The sequence below is a fragment of the Edaphocola aurantiacus genome (assembly GCF_019797745.1).
Lineage (GTDB): Bacteria > Bacteroidota > Bacteroidia > Chitinophagales > Chitinophagaceae > Edaphocola > Edaphocola aurantiacus.
Window position 1 is genome coordinate 104769 of record NZ_VOSI01000004.1, and the last position, 22857, is coordinate 127625.

Sequence of the window (22857 nt, forward strand, 5' to 3'; positions counted from 1 at the left end):
TGTCATTCTTGAAAGAAAATAAACTACAACTATTAAATAACAACTACAATTCCAAAACAATGAAGAAAAGATTACTGTTACTTGGGGCTACTTTATTATCCTTAAGCAGCCAGGCACAACTTACTAATGTAGATGAGATCTCTGCCCAAAAAATGGAAGATCAAAATATAGATACCGTAGCTTGGATCAGGAATGCCAATATATATCTTGGCGGAAATCAGGGCATGCTACATAACTGGGCTGCAGGGGGCGAATTGGCATCCCTCACCGTCAATGGCGTATTTAATGGTAATATTATCCGCTATTATAACCGGCATATATGGACCAATACCCTGGATGCCAACTATGGATTGTTCTATGCTTATTCCAATAGTTTTCAGCCACGTAAAACAGATGACCGCCTGGATTATACATCCAAATATGGTTATAGGTTAGGAGGCAATAACACAAATTTTTATATTTCCGGTCTGTTGAATGCTAAGACACAATTCAGTAAAGGTTATAATTACGACTTGCCTAACTGGAGGGATAGCAGTACCTCCGGGTTCCTTTCACCCCTGTATGTACTTGTATCTCCCGGTATCGAATACCGTAAAGGATCTATGTTTAGTGTATTCGTGTCGCCGGCCGCCATGCGTATGACTTTTGTGTCTAAAGAGTACACCGGCAGAAGTAGTGTCGGCGCTTTTGGTGTGCCTTATAATAAGACCCTGCGCATGGAATTAGGGGCATATTTGTCAGCGCGTTTTCAGAAGGATCTGAGCAAAACAATAACGTACAGGGGAAGATTAGACTTATACTCTAATTACCTGGCCAAAAATACCTATGATGAGACCGGAAACCTGATTAAAAAAGATAACCCGGGCAATATCGATATCCTGGTAGACAACTTTATCGCGTTTAAGTTCTTTAAGTATTTTTCTGCCAACTTCGGATTGACTGCCATCTATGACAATGATGTGCCATTTGTATCTTCAAAAGATGCTAGCGGTAACCAGAGTCAGGATCCGCTGCGCGGACTGGGCTGGTGGCAGATCAAGCAAACCTTCTCCCTGAGCTTTAATTATAAGTTCTAAAGCAATTTACATAAGTACGCTTAATGCATAAAAGGAGCCACTGGCTCCTTTTATGCATTAAGCGTACTTACAATCAGAATCGCAGGGAATTCGTTATATTTGTACTATTCAAAAGCTATTATTATGGATTACAATCAAAATGATTACAACAATGATTCTCTTATGGATGGAGAATATAAAGTAATTGACCAGAACTATGTGGCCAAGTATATTACTAAAGTATATGGCTGGATGTTCTTAGCGCTGACTATTACGGCGGCCGTGGCATTCTTTACGGTGAACAATCCTACTATTTTATCGGCCTTAATTGCAAATCCGTTTATCTTCTTCGGACTCTTTTTAGGACAGATATTACTGGTGGGCTACTTAAGCCTGCGCATACATAAAATGAGTGTCGGTACCGCAACGTTTGTCTTCCTGGTATATGCAGCGCTTACAGGGCTTACGTTCTCCACCATATTGTTACGATACAGCGGAGCTACGCTGATGTCTGCTTTTGGGACTACAGCAGTTACCTTCGGTATCATGAGCCTGATCGGTTATTTTACCAAGCAGGACCTTACCTCTTTCGGCCGTATAATGCTCATGGCATTGGTGGGTGTGATTATTGCTTCTATTGTAAATATTTTCCTGGGCAGCAGCATGCTGTACTGGATTATCTCTTATGTAGGTGTAGCCGTATTTGTGGGCCTGATTGCATATGACACGCAGAAAATCAAAGCATTAGCATTGCTGGACAGCGAAGAAGCCCGCCAGAAAGGGGCTATTATGGGGGCATTAACCCTGTATCTCGATTTCATAAACCTGTTCCTGATGCTGTTGCGCATTTTTGGAAGAAGAGATTAATTTTCGTATATTTGTTTGATAAGCAGCCTTGCTGGCTGCTTATTTTTTGTAAAACAATTATTCTGTTTTGTACAATGAAGTTATTGAAAAAGAGCTTACTTATACTTACCGCAATATTAGGTATCGCAGGCAGCGGAAGGGTATGGGCACAGACTGAGGAGAAAGATGTACCAAAGACAATAACTGTGTTGGAAGAGCGCAAAGATGCACATGGCAATATCGTCCGTAAAATCCAGTATTTTAAGGATGGTATGCGCGTAACGCAAACGACGATCTCTCCGCCAATGCCCAGTTTTAAGGATAGGAAACCTTTTAATGTGGATACTATGAACAGGGACTCCCTGTTGGTCTATGTAGACAAGACCAATTACCTGGTAGCCCTGATTTACAAAAAGAAACGCATTCGCCAATACCGTGCCGTATTTGGTCCGGACAGGCTTAAGGATAAGTTATGTGAGGGTGATCGTGCAACACCCGAAGGCTGGTTCAAAATTATCAGTGTGCGCGACAATGCAAACTGGGGCAAATTTATCCAGCTGAATTACCCGAACGAAGAGTCCTATAAAAAGCACCAGGCGGCAAAAGCCCAGGGGCTTATCTCACCTCAGGTAGGTGTGGGCAGTGCGATAGGTATTCACGGTACCTACCCAACCGGTGCTAAAATGGTAGAAATGGGTCTGGGCTGGACAGATGGCTGTGTGTCGATGACTACAGATGATATCATGGACTTTTACAAGTTTGTACGCCCGGGAGTAAGGGTATATATAAAGAAATAAGATAAGCTATACAGTAAGTACAGGCATATAAAAAGAGCGCAACCAATACCGGTTGCGCTCTTTTTATATGCCTGTTTCTAAGGCGCAAAATCTGGAATGTATATAAGAGATTTGCTTTCTGATATTTGGTACTCAGTGAATAATATATGGTTATTTTATATAAATACAGTACAAATGTATGGGCCTGGATAGGTATGCCTGTCCGGGTTAGACAAAAACAGTACATAAGTTAGCTCCTGGGTTTTGACTGGGATTTTCTATTGTGGGAATTTTGCATTGGGACTCAATGTCATATGATTTTATGGCGTCCTCGATAGTAAATAAACACAATAGTTAACCTTAAAAATAACAGATATGAGCTTAACATTACAACAGAGATTCACCAGAGCTGGACTATGCGCACTGGTATTACTCGCAGGATCAAATTATGCAGCCCGGGCGCAAAGCTTACAGGATGCGACCAGCTCCGGTACCAGCGTTACTGTAGACACCTCAGGGCTGGGGACCAGTATATCAGGCAGCAACCTGGTCAATAACAACCCTTCGAATTTTATATTGCTGAACAGCAATGGTACCGCCACCATCGACCTTGGTAGTGCACAGATCATTAAAGGCTATAGTCTCACGAATGATCCTGCTAATGCCAGCTTTAACCCGGCCAGCTGGACCCTGCAGGGATCCAATACTGCAGGCAGCGGTTATGTAAACCTGGACTCCCGCACGGCTAATACCTGGGAGATGCAGGGATCAAGAAAATTTTTTGCAGCCACTAACAGTACGGCCTATCGCTACTACCGCCTGGTCAATAACGGCGGCATAGCAATGCACATAGCAGAGGCAGAGCTGTTTCTTGATTTCAGCATTAGCGGTTCTGTTTTCCAGGATTTTAACCTGAATAATATCAAAGATGGCGCAGAACCTGCTGTGGCAGGAACAAAAGTTTGGCTTAAGCAGCTTACCGTGAGCACTCCGATCGCCACTATACTTACCGATGCAAACGGTGCTTACCAGTTTACCAGCGCCCAGCTCGATGGCCTGGAACGATTCTCTGTGATCGTGCAGCCACAGGGTAGCCTGCAACCCAGAACAGAAAAGCTGGCCTTTGCCTATCCTTCAACAAGTGCCGATGGGGCTTACTTATTTGGTAATACATCTTCACTGCAGGTACCTAGTCCCTATAGCCAGAATGGTGTATTGGATTTTGGTTTTTTGCCGCCCAAGACCTCTGCTGCAATTGATACAGCGGTTACCTTAAATCCCAATCTCCTCACTAATGAATTTGGAGGTACTTTCGGTACTACAGACTCCATGGGCAATAACTTTCTCTTAGCCCATGCCAATGGACATATTTATAACCTTTCAGCTCCTCATCCGGAATTGTATTTTCCGACCACAAATTATGCCTGGGGAACGAATTATACTTTTAGTAACACCCACGTTTCGGGCGGTAGCGGAGTGTTGCAAAATGACGGAACATATGCCATCTGTGATTTTTTAAGTTCAACCTATATCGAAACGGGGTTTAATGGTGATGGTAAGCTGTACGTTAAATCACCATTTAGTTTTTATAGCTGGGGTTGGCGGTATACTACCGGTGCCACTACCGGGGCATGGAATGATCGCTATATGGCCATAAACGGTGCGAGTGTGCAAGATACCTCTACAAACTCTACCATTTTTACAGATACCATAACCTTGTCTGCCAATAATAATTATTCTATCGGTGTATATGGTAAGGCGGCCAATAAATGGCAACAAGGCAGTCAGTATGCCGTACCTACCAAATTGAAATATTTTGTAAGAAATCTGGGTACAGGTGATACAGCTGCTATAGGATATCTGGTGGTACAACCGACTATAGGTAACCAGACCGATAGTGTTAATCTGGGCTGGAATAAAGTAACTATAAGTTTTAACGCGGCTACTTCGGGTACTTACGGGGTATATTATTTAACGACTTCCTCCGCGCAAAATGGTAATGATGCGTACCTGGACAATTTCTTCCTGCGCAAGTCTTCTTATATGATCAGCGGCACCATTTATAATGATGCGAATGGGCTGAATAACGGATTGGTGGACGGAACACCGATCAATAACCTGAGCGGCGCCCCTTTATTTGCTTACTTGATAGACCCTGTTACCAATCAGGTTACGGGAATCTCGCCGGTAGCTGCAGATGGTACATTTAGTCTGGCCGCACCAGAATTTAAAACTTATAAAGTTGTAACCAGTACACAGGTATTAAACGCGGGAGATGTGTATAATCCTGCGGCTTCGCTTGCCGGGTGGGCGACTACCGGTAGCAATACAGGGCTTAACAATACCTCGGGTAACAACCTTACTAATACGGATATGGAGGTTACAGTATATCCGACAAATCCTACAGATGATGTTACGAATGTAAACTTTGGCTACGAACGTCTGCCGGAAAGTTACGATGCCACTAAAACCGTTACCGGACCTCCTGTTATTGGTGTACCCATCACACTGTCTGATGTACCGATGCAGGGTTCCGATCCTGAAGATAATGGTGGTGTACAAGCCCCTCTGAGCGGCAAACCGGTTATTGTAACGGCCACACCTACCAATGGTTTTGTCCTGAAATATAATGGAGTAACGATCAATCCCGGAGATACAATCCCGCTTTACTGACAATAACGGCAACAGCAAGTACGCCTTTAGGTACAACAACAACCAGCTTCCAGTTTACTTCAATAGACCAGGCAGGTAAAGCAGACCCGAGTCCTGCAACCTATACCGTGAACTTCAGTCAGCCCTTGCCGGTAACCTTAGGTGCATTCACAGCTGTAGTAGATGACCACTGTGCGGTACGCCTGGACTGGACAACATTGAAAGAAGAGCAACTGAAAAACATACAGGTAGAGCGTAGTGAGCAAGGCAAGGCATTTAGCCCTATAGCTTCGATCACAGCACGCGGCGCAGGCTTTGCCTACAGTTATACCGACCAGGCACTGGCAAAAGGGCGTTATACCTACCGTTTAAGATTTAATGATCATGATACGCGTTATAGTTACAGTGGAGTACAGCTGGTAGCTATATCCTGTGCAGCCGATATACAGGTATTCCCAACAGAAACTATGGATAAGGTAATGATCCAGGGTATTAGCGATCAGACAACTGTTACGGTTAGCGATGTGAGTGGTAGAAAAGTACTGGAAACTACGGGTAATGGTCCGCAAATGACCCTGTCGCTGGAAACACTGACCCCCGCGGTTTATTTCATCACCGTATATACTGGCACCACACCGGTTGCACAGATTAAAGTAGTGAAACAGTAAACAATAGCTTTCCTCATTTAACCACATAAAAATCCCCCGCAGGGTAGTATTGGTCTCAATACCCTGCGGGGGATTTTTATATTTGGCTGATCTTATATGTTTACTTTCTTGAGCTCGTTGAACAGGCGTAATTCATCATGCCCGATCTGGTGCAGCATATCGGAAAGGTCATTATAGCTGACCAGGTCAGATTTTCGGGCCTTGCAGATGCGGGCTGCGCTGTAGGCAAAATTCCGCCACTGGTCGCCAATAGCCGTCATGCGTTGAGAAAACTCTTTTAATTCCGGTTTACCCAGTATTTCTGCGGCTTCCTGTAAGAACGCTGCATACAGAAAACGGAAACCACCACCACCAGTACCGATCTCCTCCTGCATACGTATGATATTACCTACGTACAGAACAGCCTGCCTGTCGGTAAGTTTATCGGGGTATGTTTTGATCTTTCTCGCCAGGGTATGTATCGCTTTATTTCCGAAAATACCGATTGGCGGAGAGGTATACAGCCATATATTCTTTTTGATTCCTTTTTTGATGGCCTGCTCCATATCCAGTTGTTGCGGTACACCGGTAATGTAGTATAGCTTGCCCTTAGGCTCAGGAAAGCCCTTGGCGAAACGTGCTTTCTGCATATCCTCGGGAGCGATCTCGTGCAGCCCTTCCAGGGTAGGATCACTGATCAGGTAAGTGCCATCCTCTTTCCGGCCATAGGCAACCAGGTTGTGCGCATTGAACTGGAAGCGATAGGCCTCGGGCATATAAGTAAGGTAGAAGATGCCGGAGAGCATACCTACCGGTATACCCTGGTCCAGCAGCTGGTCCAGTGCCTGTTTTCCTTTGGCTTCATTGCTGCCGAATTGCTGCATGGTATAATCAATATGCAGCGACTTCATCAGGGTTTTAAAGATGGTGCCGGGATAGCTGCGGTAGCTGGTGCCGGGCACACCGTTTACTTTAATAAAAGGAATATGACTGAAGAACAGTCCGGCGCCGATACCGAAAGCCAGGGGCTCGGTCATGGGTACACCGTAATGTCTTAATAAATTGGTTGTTGCACCACTCTCACAGTGGGCATGCATCTGGTGCTTAAAATCTATAACAGGCAAAATATGATCTGGAATTATAAGTGATGATTAATGCTGCTCAGCAGTATCGGGATTGAAGTTACGGATGTCTGCAACCGTTATATTGAATGTGGTTGCATAGCGTTGCAGCATACTTTCCGGTAGCCCGGCAAATACTCTGGCTTTCAGGTGGCGTTTTACCTGCCAGCCCCATTTACCTACATGGCGGGCAAGTATACCGGTATCCATCAGGTTCTTCTTCATGAAATAGGCGAGTGGACTTAATGCTCCCTTACGAATACCATCCAGTACCTCTTCCAGTTCCAGTTTAGCCTGGTCCCAGGCCTGAATTGTGGCCAGGTGTTCTACCTCCCAGCCATCACTGTTTACCGTAGTATATTCGCCTTTTTCATCTGTCGCATATACCACTTTCCGGCTCTGGTCCCTGTTTTTATAATTACCCTTGTCCTGGGGTACTTCATTCGTTTTCATAAAGCAAAAGTAAATTTTATATTTCGAAAGGTCCTGCCCCCTGGCGGATCAGCTCAGGATAGTCATCAACCAGACTGATTACAGTAGATACCTGTATATTACCTATACCGCCATCTATGACCATGTCTACCAGGTGGCCGAAATCCTCGTGAATAACCTCAGGGTCCGTGTAGTGCTCTACATCAGCTTCCTGTGGTAAAGAGGTACTCATGATCGGGTTACCTAAAGCCTCGGCTATGGCATGCGTTATTTTATGGTCCGGAACACGGATACCCACAGTGTCCTTTTTCGTCTTCAGCAGTTTGGGTACCAGTTTAGTCGCATTCAGGATAAATGTATATGGCCCCGGAATACAGCTTTTCAGAAAACGGAATGTCGGGTTACTCATATTGGCTGCATAAGTACTGAGTTCGCTCAGATCTTTACAGATAAAAGAGAATTGCGCCTGCTTGGGATTGATATTTTTGATACGGCATACCTTTTCAATAGCCTGCTGGTTATTGATATCGCAGCCAATACCATATATGGTATCAGTAGGGTAGATAATAACCCCACCTTTTTTCAGTACATCGGCGATTTGCTTCAGTACACGTTCTTGCGGATTGTCAGGATGTAGATGTACAAGCATATTGAATTTTTATATATAGTGATTGTATGTATACAAAAATACACTAAAATAAGTACTGCATTACATAATCATTCATGTAGTAGCCATTGCCTATATTGATATCTTCTTCACGAAGCACGGTAAAGCCATGCTTCTGGTAAAAGTTAAGCGCCGGATTATAACGGTTTACATTCAGGGTAAGCACTGTTTGTGCACCGGCGGCGGCAACCGATTTGATGTGGTTCAGCAATTGAAGGCCCATATGTTTGCCCTGGGCTTCTGGCAGTACATATATCTTATGAAGCTTAGCTTCAGCGCCGTTTATATTCAGTTCTACTTCGGCAAAGCCCATAGGTACCTCCAGCTCATCATAGATCAGGTAGAATAAATTACCCTTTTCGAGTCTTTGCAGCAGTACAGCCGGCGCATACATTTCTTCCAGCATATAGCTAACCTGTTCCGGACTCAGGATGTCTTTATAAGCAACCTTCCAGGTACGGGCGGCAATATCAGTAATATAATGCAGGGCTTTTGGAGAGACAATAGTAATATGATGAGGCACGATTGGATGTTTTTAACTGCAAAAATGCAGAGAAAGCGCAAAAAAAATTGAAAAATGAGCAATATTTTATTATTAAAGTAGTTATTATTTTTGTAACATCGCACAGTTAAGACCCGAAAATTGAAAAAATACAGATATATATATAGTTTTTTGTTCCTGCTTGTTGCATTTTGTATACAACAAATGTATGCTCAGCAACAGCAAAGGCAGCAAAATCCTCAAAAAGTCACTTCACCTGCCGATACAACCCGTAAGGTTGTCTACGAAGCGAGCCAGTTAAAGCCTGGTTCTAAAGAGTATATCGACAGTATGAAGCAGGCCCGGCAGCGCTATGTAGATAGTATGAAGACTGCACGCACCCGTGAGCTGGATAGCATGCGGGCGGCGCAGAAACGTATTACAGACAGCACAGCCGCGGCCAATAAACATTACCGGGATAGCCTGAATACCGTACTGGAAGCACAGCGTGCGGCCCGTATGCGCATATCCGATAGTTTGAAGGTAATACAGCAGCGTCGCTCCGATAGCCTGGTCAAAGCCAAAGCATACCGGGAAAGCAAGGCCTATAAAGACAGCCTAGCCCGGATGAAACAGGCCCGCCTAGATAGTCTGGCTACCTTAAGAGAAAAGCGCAATGAGCAGATGGCTGCAGAGCGTAAGCGTATGCAGGATAGCCTGGCGGCTGTCCGGAAGCAGTATAACGATAGTCTGCAGGCGGTTATAGCTGCCCAGACGGCGCGTAACAAGGTTATTAAAGACAGTATAGCTGCGGTAAGAGCAGTACGCACCGATAGTCTGGCAAAGGCGAAAGTTGAGCGCGAGGCCTTAAGCAAGAAGAGGGCAAAAGACAGGGAGAAAAAGGCGAATGCCAAAGAAAGGGCCAAAGAGCAGAAGAAAAGAGATGCCTATTCCAACGAGCAGATGCGTAAAAAGAAATGGGGTTTTGTGCGGCAGGTATTTCATAATACCACCACACGGTATAACTACTATTATAATGCCAATCTGAATATGGATAAGATGGAGCAGAATATGCTCAAGCTGGCCAATAATAATTACGATTCCCTGTTGCCTTTATATCCTTTCGATCCGGACAAGGATTCCACAAGGTTTGCCAGTGATATGGACTCCCTCATCAGAAGAGCAGGAGTAGGTATACAGATTCACGATCCGCGCAGCAAATGGCAGGATAATATGTACCTGCTGGTGGGCAAGGCATATTACTACAAAGGAGATTATACCAATGCTGCTAATGCATTCAAATATATCGTAGCCACTGCAGAAGCAGAGAAGCGTCAGAAAGAAAAAGAAAAGAGTCAGAAAAAAGGAAATACCAAAACTAAATCTGCAGAAGGTAATGACCTGGCAGAGGAAGAAAAGAAGAATATATTCACCCACCTCTCCTCTAAGAACGATGCGATGCTCTGGCTGGCCCGAACGCTGGCACAGGACAGTCAGGTCAATATGGCTCAGACGGTATTGAATATGGTGCGCAGCAGCAAGCAGTTTAATGAAGACCTGCAAGGTCGATTCTCTGCCGCTCAGGCATTCGTTGACCTTAAAAAGTTTGAATATGCCGAGTCTACCGACGACCTGGCTAAGATATACGATGATGAAAAGATGCCTAAATGGCTAAGAGAGCGGGCAGCCTACCTTAGGGGGCAGATTCTGCAAAGAGAAAATAACCTCCTTGCATCTGATTCTGCATTTGCCAAAGTAGTAGACCTGAAGCCTGCTATGGAGATGGATTTTAATGCCCGTATTCACCTGGTCAATAACAGTATTAATGCCGGTAGGGGAGATGCACAACAATTGATGCAGAGCCTCAGTGCAATGAGTCGCGAAGCGAAGTACAAATCGTTTTACGATAAGATCTATTTCACTATGGCTAAAGTGGCCGAGCGCAATAAAGATGTGCCCGGAGCCATTGCCAATTACCGTAAGAGTATTCAGCAAAGTACTACTAACCCAACGCAGAAAGGATTGTCCTTTGCGGCAATGGGGGCCTTGTATTATGACCAGAATAAGTACAATGAAGCTAAAATATCTTATGACAGTGCCCTGCTCTTCCTGACCGAAGCGAATAAGCCGGAACATCCGGTGGCATTGCAGCGCTCACAGGCATTGGACAAAGTAGCTGCACCTGGTAATGAAGTAAGATACCTGGATAGTTTACTGACACTCAGCGGCCTCTCCGAAAAAGAGCAAAGAGCTATAGCCCGCAGGTACATCAAAGACCTGGAAAAAAGAATCAATGATAGTATATACCTGGCCAAAAATCCTTCAGCAGCAGGGAATAACCCTGTACTTGCCGGACCGGTATCTTTAGGCGGAGGGTCGACTTTTTACTTCGCCAATCCTTCTATGGTACAGCAGGGTATCAACACCTTTAAACAGAAATGGGGTGAACGTACCTTAAAAGACAGTTGGAACAGGAGTAATAACTTTAAATCCGGTGGTGGTAGTACTGCAGGTGCCGAGGAAGAAGAGGAAGAAACTGATCCGCTGAAAAGCCTGCCTACAGAAGAGGATCTGCTGGCCAGAATACCCAAGACAGAGAAAGATATCAGGGAGATGAAAGGCCGACTGCAGCAATCCCTTTTTGAGCTGGGTACAGCATATTATAAGAATATGGAAGATATTCCAATGGCGATTAAAACGTATGATGACCTGGACAAACGCTTCCCGGAACATCCTAACCGTGCCGAGGAATTATATAACCGTTATCGTATGGCGCTGGCCAAATCATCCGTAACCGATGCAGATGCTTATGCGCAAACACTGAAAAGTAAATACGCAGACTCTAAATGGGCCGGACTGATGACTACTAATGCTGCGCAGGTACAGGAACAAAGCAGTCAGGAAGATATTGCCGCACATTATGAGCGTACCTATAATGCACTGATGAGCCAGGATTACCAACTGGCAATGAGCAATGCCGACAGTGCACAATCCCTGTATCCTAATGCTTATGCACCATTTGCTAATCGTTATACACTGGTGCGTATCGCATCAATAGCCGGTAAGGGAGATTATAAAACAGCCGACTCCTTACTGACCGGATTTATTGCACAGCACCCTAACGATGAGACTGCTGGCTGGGCTAAATCCCTGCAACAGTATGTGAAGAAGGCAATGTCGCAGCAACCTGCAGCATCGGCAAGTAATGGTGCCAATGGCCCGCAGGTTATGGCCGGAGCCAATGTACCTGCTGCGTATAGTTATACTCCTGCTAACCTGCATTATGTACTGATAGCCGCTACAGGAGATCAGAACAGATTGGTGGGCCTGCGTGCAGGACTTAAAGATTACCATCAGTCACAGAAAGGGTTGAATGAACTGACCACTTCCCTGACCCCACTTGACGGGCAGAAAAATATTGTGGTTGTAAAAGAGTTTAAGAATGCAGCAGCTGCAAAAGCATATATCAGCAACCTTAAAAAACAGGCGAACCTATTCCGTGACTTTTCGGCTAATGAGTATGAATTAATTATGGTTTCTTCGGACAATATCATCAAATTGTTTACCGATAAAGACTGGGCTAAATACCAGGAGTTTTATAAGAATAAATACCCGCAATAATTTTTAGATTTTTTAAAGAAAATTTTGCAGAATCAAATTCGTTTTTTACCTTTGCAATCCCAACAGGGAAATAGAATCTTCCTTAGCTCAGTTGGTTAGAGCACCTGACTGTTAATCAGGGGGTCGCTGGTTCAAGTCCAGCAGGGAGAGCTTCACTATACAGCCTTGCAGTTTTTGCAGGGCTGTTTTCTTTTAAAGCCTTACCCATACTGCTTATTAGGCTAAAAACTTCATGAGTTTTGATGATGCAAATCTGATTTTTTTTATTTAGTTTTTCTCGGAGTTATACCACCAAGCTTGCCTATTGCTTCTGTTGTGGCTGGTGTATAGGGTTCGAAAGGTATGGTAGCAGATCAAAGCTTAAGTGTTGGATTTATTGCTCCGAAATTGTACCGTTAAATACTATGCCCATAACAGTAACTGTTATGGTGTATTCCTTTTTTATATCAATAAATAATTCTTTATTGTGGGTAATATTTATTGTATTTAATATCTAATTGATGTATGTTTGAGTATCATTAACATTCTAAATTCTTATTATGAAAGGATTATATTCAATGCTTGTTTTAGGTATCACTTTACTGGCTACTAGCTTAACATCCAATGCTGCTACCTTGACTCGCGAAAACGTGCCTGGAGATCCATTGTATAGCTTAGGTACTTCAACCGCTTCCGTATGTACTTACACAACATGTACTGCTCTAACCAATATGACCTATGGCTCACCCTTATCAAAGTTTGGTGATGCCAATTATTTCGTAATAACCTTCGATGCTTCGTTATATCCTGGCACCCCTGTAACATTCGATCTTGGACCTTCTGAAATTGCAGCTATCAATGCTTCATCTGGTAATTATGTCTCTTTCTCTATAAATTGCGATGTGCTGGAAATTAAGCAGGTTTCTCCGGGTAATTATGTATATCGTGTTTACTTTGTATGTCAATAGCATAACATAAATATAAGATCACCAGATAAGTGATCTTGTAAACGCTGTTGCATATCTATAGTGCTAACAGTTGATGACCAGGTGAACCTATTTTCATTGTCTGTAATAAATAAAGGCCATTAAAAGCACACATTTCAGTTAGATTTTGCTACAATTAATCTAATATTTCGCCGGTTAAGTACACAAAAAAGCATCAGTAAGCTTACTGATGCTTTTTTGTGTACAGCAATCATTGCCAGGCCTGGGTTTGCACGAGGTTTTTTTAAAAAATCTTTTCAAATCTGTTGGAAGAATTCAAAAACTGTTTTATCTTTGCAATCCCAAACGGGGAAAGAATCTTCCTTAGCTCAGTTGGTTAGAGCACCTGACTGTTAATCAGGGGGTCTCAGGTTCAAGTCCTGAAGGGAGAGCAAAAAAGCTTCGGTATTTTACCGGAGCTTTTTTTTATGTCTTTACCACTTCTGTAATCATTACAATAGCTCTTGTACAAGATTGCTGCTACTCATTAACAGGTAATCACTATACATAGGCCGACTACCATAAATATATTAGAAATATTATCAGATTCAGTACTTAAAATAGTCTGATCAGGTCATTGTACAAAAAGTATAATATCCTGATTTTTGTGCATGAATAGATTGTGTTTTATACATCCCTGATACAGAGAAGATCGCTATTGAAATGTATATGATATAGCTCGTTAAGCCGAAGCTTTGAGGAGAGCTGATGCTTCTAAATTTTATCGTTGAAGGTATGTATCATAAGTCAGCTGCACCTGTGAAAAATGATAGCAGTGAATGATGATCTGAGGAAACAAGATAGAGGTATAGCGTCCGGTTTGGTAGTAGTAGTAGTTTATGGATGCTATATCCTTTGTCTTATAGCCGCCTGTTCAGGCAGCTTGTGAGGGTAGCTGAATTCGATTATTTGTTTGATGAAGTAAAGTTTTATGCACATATATTCCAACACCTATGGATTATAAATAAATAGGACAATGCAGAATTCTTGCCATCGGTTTCTTTCGTTCTGAGTGATAATAATCGGTTGAGTTTATCCAAAAAATGAGCACATTTATTGGAAACGAAATTCGCGCTCCTTGGAGCGCGAATTTTTGTTTTGTATATCATTCTCTTTATATCCTGCTTTCAGGGGTCTTTGTATAATCATTTAGTTTGCTGGCATCGATAATAGTTCCCTCTCCCTCTTCAGAATCATAATACATCGGGGTGAATTTTGTGCCATTCAGGATCTCATCGAAGGTATAGCTGGTGCGGGATATAACCGTGTTGGAGAAATCTTCATCATAAGCCTTAAGGTAGACCATAAATTCAAAATCAGCTTCCTCCAGCTCCTGCATACTCATGCCCCAGATCGGACTGTCCTCATTAATAGGATGCACAATGGTCCAGCTCAGGTACAAAGAATTGATGGTATTGAACTGCATCGGCAGGCTGTAATACTTATTGATGGTTTTCCCGTTTTCCTCAATCATCATACTGGCCGTCAGGGTTACAACCACTTCACTCAGTCGGGCATTCTTGATTGGCAGCAGGCGAAACATCAGTCCCTTGCTGTCCCGGAAAGGAGCGATCACCGCATTGTCGCTGTAACGGATATAAGCCTTGGGCTTGACAAAACGGCCATAAAGAAGACCGGTTATAATCGCCAGGGTCAGGATGCCGATCAGGGCCTCAGTAGAGGCAATGGTATTGGTCAGTAAACCTTCCGGGCTTATACGCCCGTATCCTACCGTAGTCAGGGTCTGAGAGCTGAAGAAGTATACCTCTTCAAAGGTCTCAAAAGGAGTGCCCTTGATCAGCCCTAAAAGATGGTTCTGGCAGCCTACATAGTATATGCCCGCAAACAGTAGATTGATGAGCATATAGTATCCGAAAATCAGCAGGATAAACTTCCAGTTAGGGATATTGATCAGGTAGTGATAAATGCTGTAGCGATCCAGGATGCCGGAGCCGCGCCATACGACATTGGGGCTACCGTCCTTATTGATAAAACGGGCATACTTGGTCGTAGCCCTGCTGTTGAGTCCGGTATTGTCAATATCTTTCTTCCCGGGCTTATGTATAGCCATGAATGAGATAATTAAAGGGTAAGGGGAATGTTGTGATTATGCCTTCACCACGGGCTTCTTCTTGAGCTTAGGAGGCTTGGGGCGTCCGCCCAGCAAAACTCCCCAATGATGAAGATTTGGAATTTCGTCGAAAATAACTTTAAAAATAGCTACTGTAGGTACCGCCAGGAACATACCGGGAATGCCCCATATCAGGCTACCGATAAATACACTGACGATCGTAGCCAGCGCATTAATGCTGACTTTGTTGCCTACCAGTACCGGCAGGATTATATTGCTGTCGATCAGGTGTACAATAATAGAAATAATGCCCACCCATATGGCCGCATGCGGAGAGTTGGTCGCAAAAGTAATGATCACACTGATGATGGCTGCCGTAATGAATCCGAGGTAGGGTACTACATTCATCATCGCAGAAATCACCGCCAGTAAAATAGCATACTTAGCCCCCACAATCGAGAAGCCCAGGGCCAGGCAGGAAGCAACAATCAGCATTTCGATCAGCAGGCCGTTCAGATAGCCTTTGATCACATTTTGTGTCTTATTGATGATCTGCGCTACAGCACCGCCTTCCAGATGACGGAAACTGACATTCAGAAAGGTACCGATATTATCCTTATAGATCAGGATCATTAAAGTATAGATAAAGGTAAAGACACCCAGCAGCATAGAGCTGGAGAAAAATGAAATCATACTGCCCACTACATTAGGCGTTTCATTCAGTAATTTTTTCAGCAGGGGATCAATATTCTCCTGTATCACCGCTGGAGAAACATGCAGATGGTCCTGTATGAAGTTCTGGGCATCGACGATCAGTTCATTAAACTTATTCTCCAGCTGCGGAAAATCGTTCCGGAAATTGATTACCTGTGCAGAGATGAAAAGGAATACACCACTCAATATCAGCAATGCAAGAAGCAGGCATATGGTAGCAGCCCAGGAGCGGCTCAGTCCCTTCTTTTCCAGGTATCGGGTTGGGGTTGCCATAGCCAGGGCAAAAATAGTGGCCATAGCCAGGGGGAGTAATACGCTTTTGCCAAAGGTGAGCATAAGTACAATAATGCTGATGACCACCAGGCGGTAGGCCAGGAACTGCATAATGTCTTTCTGTCTCATGTTTGGATTTTGCATAGCGTTTAATGTTTGCCTTTGGCAAGACTGAACCCGAAGGAGGAGCCTACACCAACTTTACTTCTTACATTAATAATCTGTCTGTGTGCTTCAATAATATGTTTTACAATAGCCAGTCCTAATCCGGTTCCCGGTATTGCACTGCTACGGCTTTTGTCGGTACGGTAAAAACGTTCGAAAATGCGGTTTAAATGCTGTTCTTCAATGCCCACACCATCATCCGATACCTCAACGTAGATCTTCTTCTGATCCAGCTCCCAGAAGCCGGTTGTTATGGTGCCATTCTGATTGCCATACTTGATCGCATTTTCAATAATGTTCACGACCACCTGGCGTATCTTTTCCCGATCGGCATGCACCAGCAGGTTTTCATCCGCATCATCTTTAAACAGCAGTTGAATGTTTTTCTCCTTGGCTTTCAGCATCAGCTCCTCGTAAGTGTCCTTAAAGAGGTTCATGATCTTAAAGTTAGAATAAATCAAAGGATTATTGCCCGCTTCCAGTGCTGAGATCTGCTCCAGGTCACTGGCCAGCTGTACCAGGCGGTCCAGGCCCTTGCTGGCATTTTTAAGAAATTTGCGGTTTACGTTTTCATCTTCAATGGCCCCGTCCAATAGGGTATGGACATAGCCCTGTACGGTAAAAATAGGCGTACGCAGTTCATGCGTCAGATTACTCAGGAATTCTTTCCGGAACTGCTCATTTACTTTCAGTAACTCAATCTCAGTACTCTTTTTCTCCGCCCATTTGGTTACATCATTCTCTACCTGTTCTATAGTCTTTTGCGGCAGAATTTTGTCGTAGAAAAACTGTTCCTTTTTACCCGCCTTTGTATTGTAGATGAATTTGTAAATCAGCTTCAGTCTTCTGCCGATAAAGATCTGCAGGAAGTAATTATACACCAGGTAGGACAATACAAAAGAGACTCCGAAAATGATGACCGGCAGGGTCCATTCACCATCTATCGCCAGCGACAGGAGTGAAAGAGAGGAAGCCAGTATAAATGCTGCCAGCAGGCAGATCATCTTCGGAGACAGGTATTTTATAGAATTGGGCATTGGATGTGCTCTCGTTTATCGTAACATTTTTCTGAAGCATCGCTTGCGTTTGTGCTGCACATGCTCATAATTTTTCCAGTGATTGATTGCTTTTTCATTGGTCTCAATCATACCGGTCGTTTCTACCCACTCCACACCATGTTCAATCATGATGTGTTGCAGTTCTGTAATCAGTAGTGCGCTTACGCCCTGTGCCTGCCAGTCCGGGTGAATGCCCGTCAGCAGCAGGTCCGCAACTTTAGGCTTTTTCAGTGCCTTCATGATGTGCACAAAGCCAAACGGGAATAGTTTTCCTTTTGCTTTCTGCATCGCTTCGCTTAAAGAGGGTAAGCTTACAATGAAACCAATGATGTTTTTATCAGGATCTTCTACCACTTTCACGAATTTCGGATTCAGTACCTCGATGTATTTACCGATGTAGAATTGCAGTACATCATCCGGCATTTGTACAAAGCTGAACAGTTCGTCAAAAGCTGTATTCAGCAGGTGAAACACCTGCAATGCTACGGTTTTTAACTCATCTTTATTGCTAAAGCTTCTTACCGTTAAGTTATATCTTTTCTTGATCAGATCATTCAGTTTTACGGCCTTCTCCGGGATCGCTTCCAGTACTTTCAGTTTAAACTCGACCCAGTCGATTTCCTTCTCATAACCCTGCGCCTCCATATGCTTTTTGTAATAATCCATATGGTATTCCGATGCAATAGAAGGTAATTGATCAAATCCTTCGATCAGCATAGCCTGGTGATCCAGGTTGGTGAAGCCCAGAGGCCCGTGTACACCATCCATGCCCTGATCCAGAGCCCATTGTTCCGCTGTTTTCAGTAATAAGGCAGAGACTGCAGGATTATCAATGAATTCGAGTCGGGTAATGCGACACATCTTTTCATTGAACTTTTCATTCGCAGCCGGATTAATGATCGCTCCAACACGACCTACCACTTTGCCATCATCTTCGGCCAGCCAGAAAGACGTTTTGCAGTACTTCATGGCAGGGTTGGTTTCCGGCATCAGCGATTTTACTTCATCATCCTTTATCGGGGGAACCCAATAGCGGTTGTTTTTATAAAGATCAAAGGGGAATTGCACAAATTTCTTAATATCGGCTTTGGTATGTATCGGTCTGATCGTTATAGACATCGTGTTTACGCGTTTTGATATATGTATATTTACCTAATGTAGCTATAAATGTATAGCATAATTGCGACAAATGTACTGTAAACGCAACAATTTCGGGCATATTTTTTGCTTCGGGGCAGGCCGTATTTACATATAAAGACTTATCTACATTTTATGCTTGTTTTGGGGATAAGTATGGTCTTTTTTTGCTATTTAAATCGTATCTTCGCATATTAGCAAAGAAGGGCCGTTGCGGCCCGGTTTTAAGGAAATATAAAACACACAAATGAGCTTGGAAAACAACGAAAATGTGACCGTTCAGCCCGGATATGATGCCAATTCCATACAGGTATTGGAAGGTTTGGAAGCGGTGCGTAAGCGCCCTTCAATGTATATCGGGGACACGGGTGTGAAAGGCTTACACCACCTGGTTTATGAGGTCGTGGATAACTCCATCGATGAGGCTTTGGCAGGACACTGTAAAAATATCAAAGTCGTTATCTATCCCGACAACTCTATTTCCGTAGAAGATGATGGCCGTGGTATCCCTACGGGCATTAATGCGAAAGAAGGTAAATCTGCCCTGGAGATCGTAATGACAGTACTGCACGCAGGGGGTAAATTCGACAAAGATTCCTATAAAGTATCCGGTGGTTTGCACGGGGTAGGGGTAAGCTGTGTGAATGCCCTAAGCACGCACATGCATACAACGGTTTTCCGTGAAGGGAAAATTTTTGAGCAGGAGTATAAATGCGGTATTCCGCAATATGATGTACGGGAGATCGGTACTTCCGACAAGCGTGGTACCCAGCAGCATTTCTGGCCGGACCATACCATATTTACCACCACTACTACTTATAGCAGAGATATCCTTGCGGCACGTTTACGTGAGCTGTCTTTCCTGAACAAAGGTATCAGCATTACCCTGACCGATGAGCGGGAAGTTGATGACGACGGTGCGCCTCAGACAGAAGTATTCTTCAGTGAGGGCGGTATCGTAGAGTTCATCCAATTGCTGGATAAAAATGCGAAAAGAGATGTGCTGATTCCGGAGCCGGTATATATGCAGGGCTTCGACCAGGAAGCATTTGTATCGGTAGAAGTCGCATTGGAGTATAACAGCTCTTACAGCGAGAATCTCTTCTCTTATGTAAATAATATCAATACTATTGAAGGTGGAACCCACGTATCCGGCTTCAGAAGAGCCATTACGCGTGTATTTAAGGCGTATGGCGATAAGAATAAACTGTTTGAAAAAGCAAAAGTTGAAATCCTGGGAGATGACTTCCGTGAAGGTTTAAGCGCAATCATTTCGGTGAAAGTGCCGGAGCCACAGTTCGAAGGTCAGACCAAAACGAAGCTGGGTAACTCAGAAGTGAGCGGTATCGTGGATGGGGCAGTAAGCAAAGTACTGGAGCACTACCTGGAGGAAAATCCAAAGCAGGCCAAACTGATCATTGATAAAGTGATCCTGGCCGCACAGGCACGTGCCGCAGCCAAAAAAGCCCGTGAAATGGTGCAGCGTAAAAGCGTACTGACCGGCGGTGGTATGCCGGGTAAACTGGCTGACTGTTCTGATAAAGATCCGGGACGCTGTGAGCTATACCTTGTGGAAGGGGATTCGGCAGGTGGTACCGCCAAACAAGGCCGTGACCGTACCTTCCAGGCCATCCTGCCATTAAGAGGTAAAATTCTGAACGTAGAAAAGGCACAGGAACATAAGATCTACGAAAATGAGGAGATCAAGAATATGTATTCGGCACTTGGTGTAACAGTAGGTACTGAAGAGGATCCGAAAGCGCTGAACCTGACCAAGCTGCGTTACCATAAAGTAATCATCATGACGGATGCCGATGTCGATGGTTCACACATCGCTACGCTGATCCTGACGTTCTTCTTCCGCTACATGAAGCAACTGGTAGAGCAGGGGTATGTATACCTTGCACAACCACCATTGTATTTAGTGAAGAAAGGTAAAGACCAGATGTATAGCTGGAATGAAGACCAACGCAAAGCCGCGGTTATAAAACTGGCTGCAGGTGGTAAAGAAGATAGCGTAAACATTCAGCGATACAAAGGTCTTGGTGAGATGAATGCAGAGCAGCTTTGGGAAACAACGATGAATCCTGCAAGCCGTACGCTGAAACAGGTAACCATTGATAGTGCTGCAGAAGCTGATAGCGTATTTGCGATGCTGATGGGTGAAGAAGTAGCACCACGCCGAGAGTTTATCGAAGCTAATGCTAAATATGCGAAACTGGATATCTAATCAGATTTGATATAATACAATAAACAAGGGCTTTCCGATCTGGAAAGCCCTTGTTTATTGTATGAGGGTAGATAAATGAAACCAGGTTTAGTAGCGTGCTGCATTGCAGTACGAAGTCATAGTCCGGCCATTTACCACTACAGTGGAACCATTATTTTTAGCGCCGCAGTTAATATCAGCTTCTTTTTTAGATTTGGCCTGCGTGATAATAGCTACTGCAATGTGTTCTGAAGCAATGGTACCATCATCATATTTATAGACACAGGTACATTCGTAGTCTTTTACACAGGAAGTGAATAGACTTGCACAAAAAAGCGTGCAGAAAATTGTAAGCATTGTTTTCATATAATCTTATTTTTTAAATAAAGATTTAACGAATATACTATTTTGTCACTAGTTAGTGTATACTTAAGAAAAAGAGCGCTCTGTGAGCGCCCTTTTGATAGTGGTAGGATTGGGGTTTTTATTTTTTGCGGATACCGCTGTCAATGACTTTACCGCCTTGTAATAATTCAAGTTTAAGGTCTCCGTTTTCCATAGGTGTAAATTGTAAATAACTATCATTACTTGCCTGCCGGATGCCCTGGAATTTTGTTTCCGAAATGGGATAGAAGCGCATGTCCCAGGTATTCCTGGCTGTGTTGTATAGTAAATGACCATCCAGGTAGGTAATGGAGTGGGCTTCTGCGCCGGCACTGGTATCAGCCGTTTGGTATACACCTGTATATTGTTGTACTGTAGCCGCTGGTAATGCAATCTTTTTATGGAACTCCGTTTCCTGTGGACTGTCCTCCAATACCTGCACAATATTGTTATAAGGGAAAGCACCCATTTTGAAATTCTGCAGGATGATAACGGTGCGATCCTTCAGCATATTATGGAAGATGAGGGTAGCAAAACCATCCCAGCTGCCGTTATGCCCGAACGAAAATTTATTGGCTCCTTTAGACAGCATAAACCCGAATCCATAGGCAATGTCCTTACCAGAGCTGGTTTGTGTGACAGCCGTCATTTCTTCAAATTCACTTTTGGTGAGGAAGGTATTGTTTTTAAGCGCTGTTATCCATTTATAGATATCGGCTACCGTTGAATTTACTTTTGCCGTACCAGTCACACCGTCAACTGTGCGTACAAAATAGTCTCCGGACTCCCTTTGGTCTGAAGATATTTTTCTAAAAGAGCCGGTGGCCCAGGCGTAGCCCGTTGCGATATTCTTTATAGTGCGTGGTTGCTGTTTGCGGTTATAAATAAACGTGTGATCCATATGCAGGGGCTTGAATATGCGCTGCTGCAGGAAACCGGCAAAGGGCTTGCCTGATACGCGCTCCACGATACTGGCCAGCAGCACATAATTGGTGTTGCAGTAACGGTGCCTGCTTCCTGGCTCGAACCTGAGTGTATCTTTTCGTTGTGCATAAAACCGGATCACATCTGCATTGGTCGCAATTTTAGTGCTATCCTGATGGTTATCCATATCTGCAAGAAATTCGGGCAGCCCACTGGTATGACGGAGCAGATCTGCAATCGTAACCTTGTTCCAGGAGCTCAGTTCCGGCAGGTATTTCGAGATCGGGTCCTTATAGTCTAGCTTGCCCTCCCGTTTGAGCAGTACAATGGCTGTAGCGGTAAATTGTTTAGAACAGGAAGCCAGTTCATAAATTGTCTGTGCATTATTCAGTTCCTTTGTCTGTTCGTTACTATAGCCATAGCCTTTTTCCAAAATCACCTTTCCTTTTTCCGCAATCAGTACCGAACCGTTAAACTGATGCTGGGCATGCAGTGTAGCGAAAATACTATCCAGCTGTTGTGCGTGGTTTTTGTGCTGACCAAAGCATACGAGTGAGCAAATGGACAAGAGTAGTAATAAGTTGATTTTGATCATGCAGATAAATAATAAGGTGTTAAAGTATAATGGGAGTAATAATGCGGGAGTCCGTCGGTATGTT

General features: G+C 43.8%; 18 protein-coding genes and 2 tRNA genes. 10 read left to right on the forward strand and 10 right to left on the reverse strand.

The features are described from left to right. The first annotated feature begins 59 nt into the window (after window positions 1-59). From FTD44_RS12395 to FTD44_RS16215, 5 genes are all read left to right on the forward strand, one after another. On the forward strand, window positions 60-1076 hold the full coding sequence (locus tag FTD44_RS12395; protein WP_222166757.1) for a DUF3078 domain-containing protein: 1017 nt from the start codon (window positions 60-62) through the stop codon (window positions 1074-1076). Between the two features lie 123 nt (window positions 1077-1199). Further along, window positions 1200-1922, forward strand: coding sequence for a Bax inhibitor-1/YccA family protein (locus tag FTD44_RS12400; protein ID WP_246625431.1), 723 nt, complete (start codon window positions 1200-1202; stop codon window positions 1920-1922). A gap of 74 nt (window positions 1923-1996) precedes the next feature. Then, window positions 1997-2698 carry a L,D-transpeptidase family protein gene (locus FTD44_RS12405; protein ID WP_129019856.1) on the forward strand — a complete coding sequence of 234 codons (702 nt, stop codon included), beginning with the start codon at window positions 1997-1999 and terminating at the stop codon, window positions 2696-2698. Between the two features lie 354 nt (window positions 2699-3052). After that, window positions 3053-5350, forward strand: coding sequence for an SdrD B-like domain-containing protein (locus FTD44_RS12410; RefSeq protein WP_222166758.1), 2298 nt, complete (start codon window positions 3053-3055; stop codon window positions 5348-5350). 107 nt (window positions 5351-5457) lie between these two features. Then, entirely contained in the window at window positions 5458-5997 is a 540-nt protein-coding gene (locus FTD44_RS16215) for a T9SS type A sorting domain-containing protein (RefSeq protein ID WP_222166759.1), read from the forward strand. A gap of 92 nt (window positions 5998-6089) precedes the next feature. Here FTD44_RS16215 and FTD44_RS12420 read toward each other — a convergent pair whose 3' ends face one another. From FTD44_RS12420 to FTD44_RS12435, 4 genes are read right to left on the reverse strand one after another with little or no spacing between them, the layout of a single operon-like run. Continuing rightward, window positions 6090-7100: a BtrH N-terminal domain-containing protein gene (locus FTD44_RS12420; RefSeq protein ID WP_246625432.1), complete on the reverse strand. Its 1011-nt coding sequence runs from the start codon at window positions 7098-7100 to the stop codon at window positions 6090-6092. A gap of 27 nt (window positions 7101-7127) precedes the next feature. Next, window positions 7128-7550, reverse strand: a complete 423-nt coding sequence (locus FTD44_RS12425; RefSeq protein ID WP_222166760.1) for a hypothetical protein — start codon at window positions 7548-7550, stop codon at window positions 7128-7130. 16 nt (window positions 7551-7566) lie between these two features. Beyond that, the gene (locus FTD44_RS12430; RefSeq protein WP_129019853.1) at window positions 7567-8178 is read right to left on the reverse strand and encodes an L-threonylcarbamoyladenylate synthase; all 612 of its coding nucleotides are present in this window, start codon (window positions 8176-8178) and stop codon (window positions 7567-7569) included. 43 nt (window positions 8179-8221) lie between these two features. Next, complete coding sequence (locus FTD44_RS12435; RefSeq protein WP_222166761.1) at window positions 8222-8719, reverse strand: GNAT family N-acetyltransferase; 498 nt, start codon at window positions 8717-8719, stop codon at window positions 8222-8224. Window positions 8720-8902: 183 nt separating this feature from the next. Here FTD44_RS12435 and porW point away from each other — a divergent pair, with 183 nt between their 5' ends. From porW to FTD44_RS12455, 4 genes are all read left to right on the forward strand, one after another. Further along, window positions 8903-12298, forward strand: a complete 3396-nt coding sequence (gene porW / locus FTD44_RS12440) for a type IX secretion system periplasmic lipoprotein PorW/SprE (protein WP_222166762.1) — start codon at window positions 8903-8905, stop codon at window positions 12296-12298. Between the two features lie 76 nt (window positions 12299-12374). Further along, a tRNA-Asn gene (locus FTD44_RS12445) sits at window positions 12375-12448 on the forward strand. A 389-nt stretch (window positions 12449-12837) separates the two neighbouring features. After that, window positions 12838-13245, forward strand: a complete 408-nt coding sequence (locus tag FTD44_RS12450; RefSeq protein ID WP_222166763.1) for a hypothetical protein — start codon at window positions 12838-12840, stop codon at window positions 13243-13245. 336 nt (window positions 13246-13581) lie between these two features. Continuing rightward, window positions 13582-13655 (forward strand) — tRNA-Asn (locus tag FTD44_RS12455). A 722-nt stretch (window positions 13656-14377) separates the two neighbouring features. Here the strand turns inward: FTD44_RS12455 and FTD44_RS12460 are convergent. The 4 genes from FTD44_RS12460 to FTD44_RS12475 are packed head-to-tail and all read right to left on the reverse strand — an operon-like array spanning window position 14378 to window position 18663. Beyond that, window positions 14378-15334 carry an ion channel gene (locus FTD44_RS12460; RefSeq protein WP_222166764.1) on the reverse strand — a complete coding sequence of 319 codons (957 nt, stop codon included), beginning with the start codon at window positions 15332-15334 and terminating at the stop codon, window positions 14378-14380. A 36-nt stretch (window positions 15335-15370) separates the two neighbouring features. Then, window positions 15371-16450 (reverse strand): AI-2E family transporter, encoded by a 1080-nt coding sequence (locus tag FTD44_RS12465; RefSeq protein WP_222166765.1) that lies wholly within the window; start codon window positions 16448-16450, stop codon window positions 15371-15373. Window positions 16451-16470: 20 nt separating this feature from the next. Next, window positions 16471-17523: a sensor histidine kinase gene (locus tag FTD44_RS12470; RefSeq protein WP_222166766.1), complete on the reverse strand. Its 1053-nt coding sequence runs from the start codon at window positions 17521-17523 to the stop codon at window positions 16471-16473. 15 nt (window positions 17524-17538) lie between these two features. After that, a complete protein-coding gene (locus FTD44_RS12475) occupies window positions 17539-18663 on the reverse strand; it encodes a hypothetical protein (protein ID WP_222166767.1) in 1125 nt (374 codons plus the stop codon). Window positions 18664-18928: 265 nt separating this feature from the next. Between FTD44_RS12475 and gyrB the strand changes: the two genes are divergently transcribed. Continuing rightward, window positions 18929-20911 (forward strand): DNA topoisomerase (ATP-hydrolyzing) subunit B, encoded by a 1983-nt coding sequence (gene gyrB, locus FTD44_RS12480; protein ID WP_222166768.1) that lies wholly within the window; start codon window positions 18929-18931, stop codon window positions 20909-20911. A gap of 87 nt (window positions 20912-20998) precedes the next feature. Here gyrB and FTD44_RS12485 read toward each other — a convergent pair whose 3' ends face one another. Together FTD44_RS12485 and FTD44_RS12490 are read right to left on the reverse strand one after the other, a co-directional pair. Beyond that, the gene (locus FTD44_RS12485) at window positions 20999-21256 is read right to left on the reverse strand and encodes a hypothetical protein (protein ID WP_222166769.1); all 258 of its coding nucleotides are present in this window, start codon (window positions 21254-21256) and stop codon (window positions 20999-21001) included. A gap of 118 nt (window positions 21257-21374) precedes the next feature. Beyond that, on the reverse strand, window positions 21375-22793 hold the full coding sequence (locus tag FTD44_RS12490) for a serine hydrolase domain-containing protein (protein ID WP_222166770.1): 1419 nt from the start codon (window positions 22791-22793) through the stop codon (window positions 21375-21377). Window positions 22794-22857 lie beyond the last annotated feature (64 nt).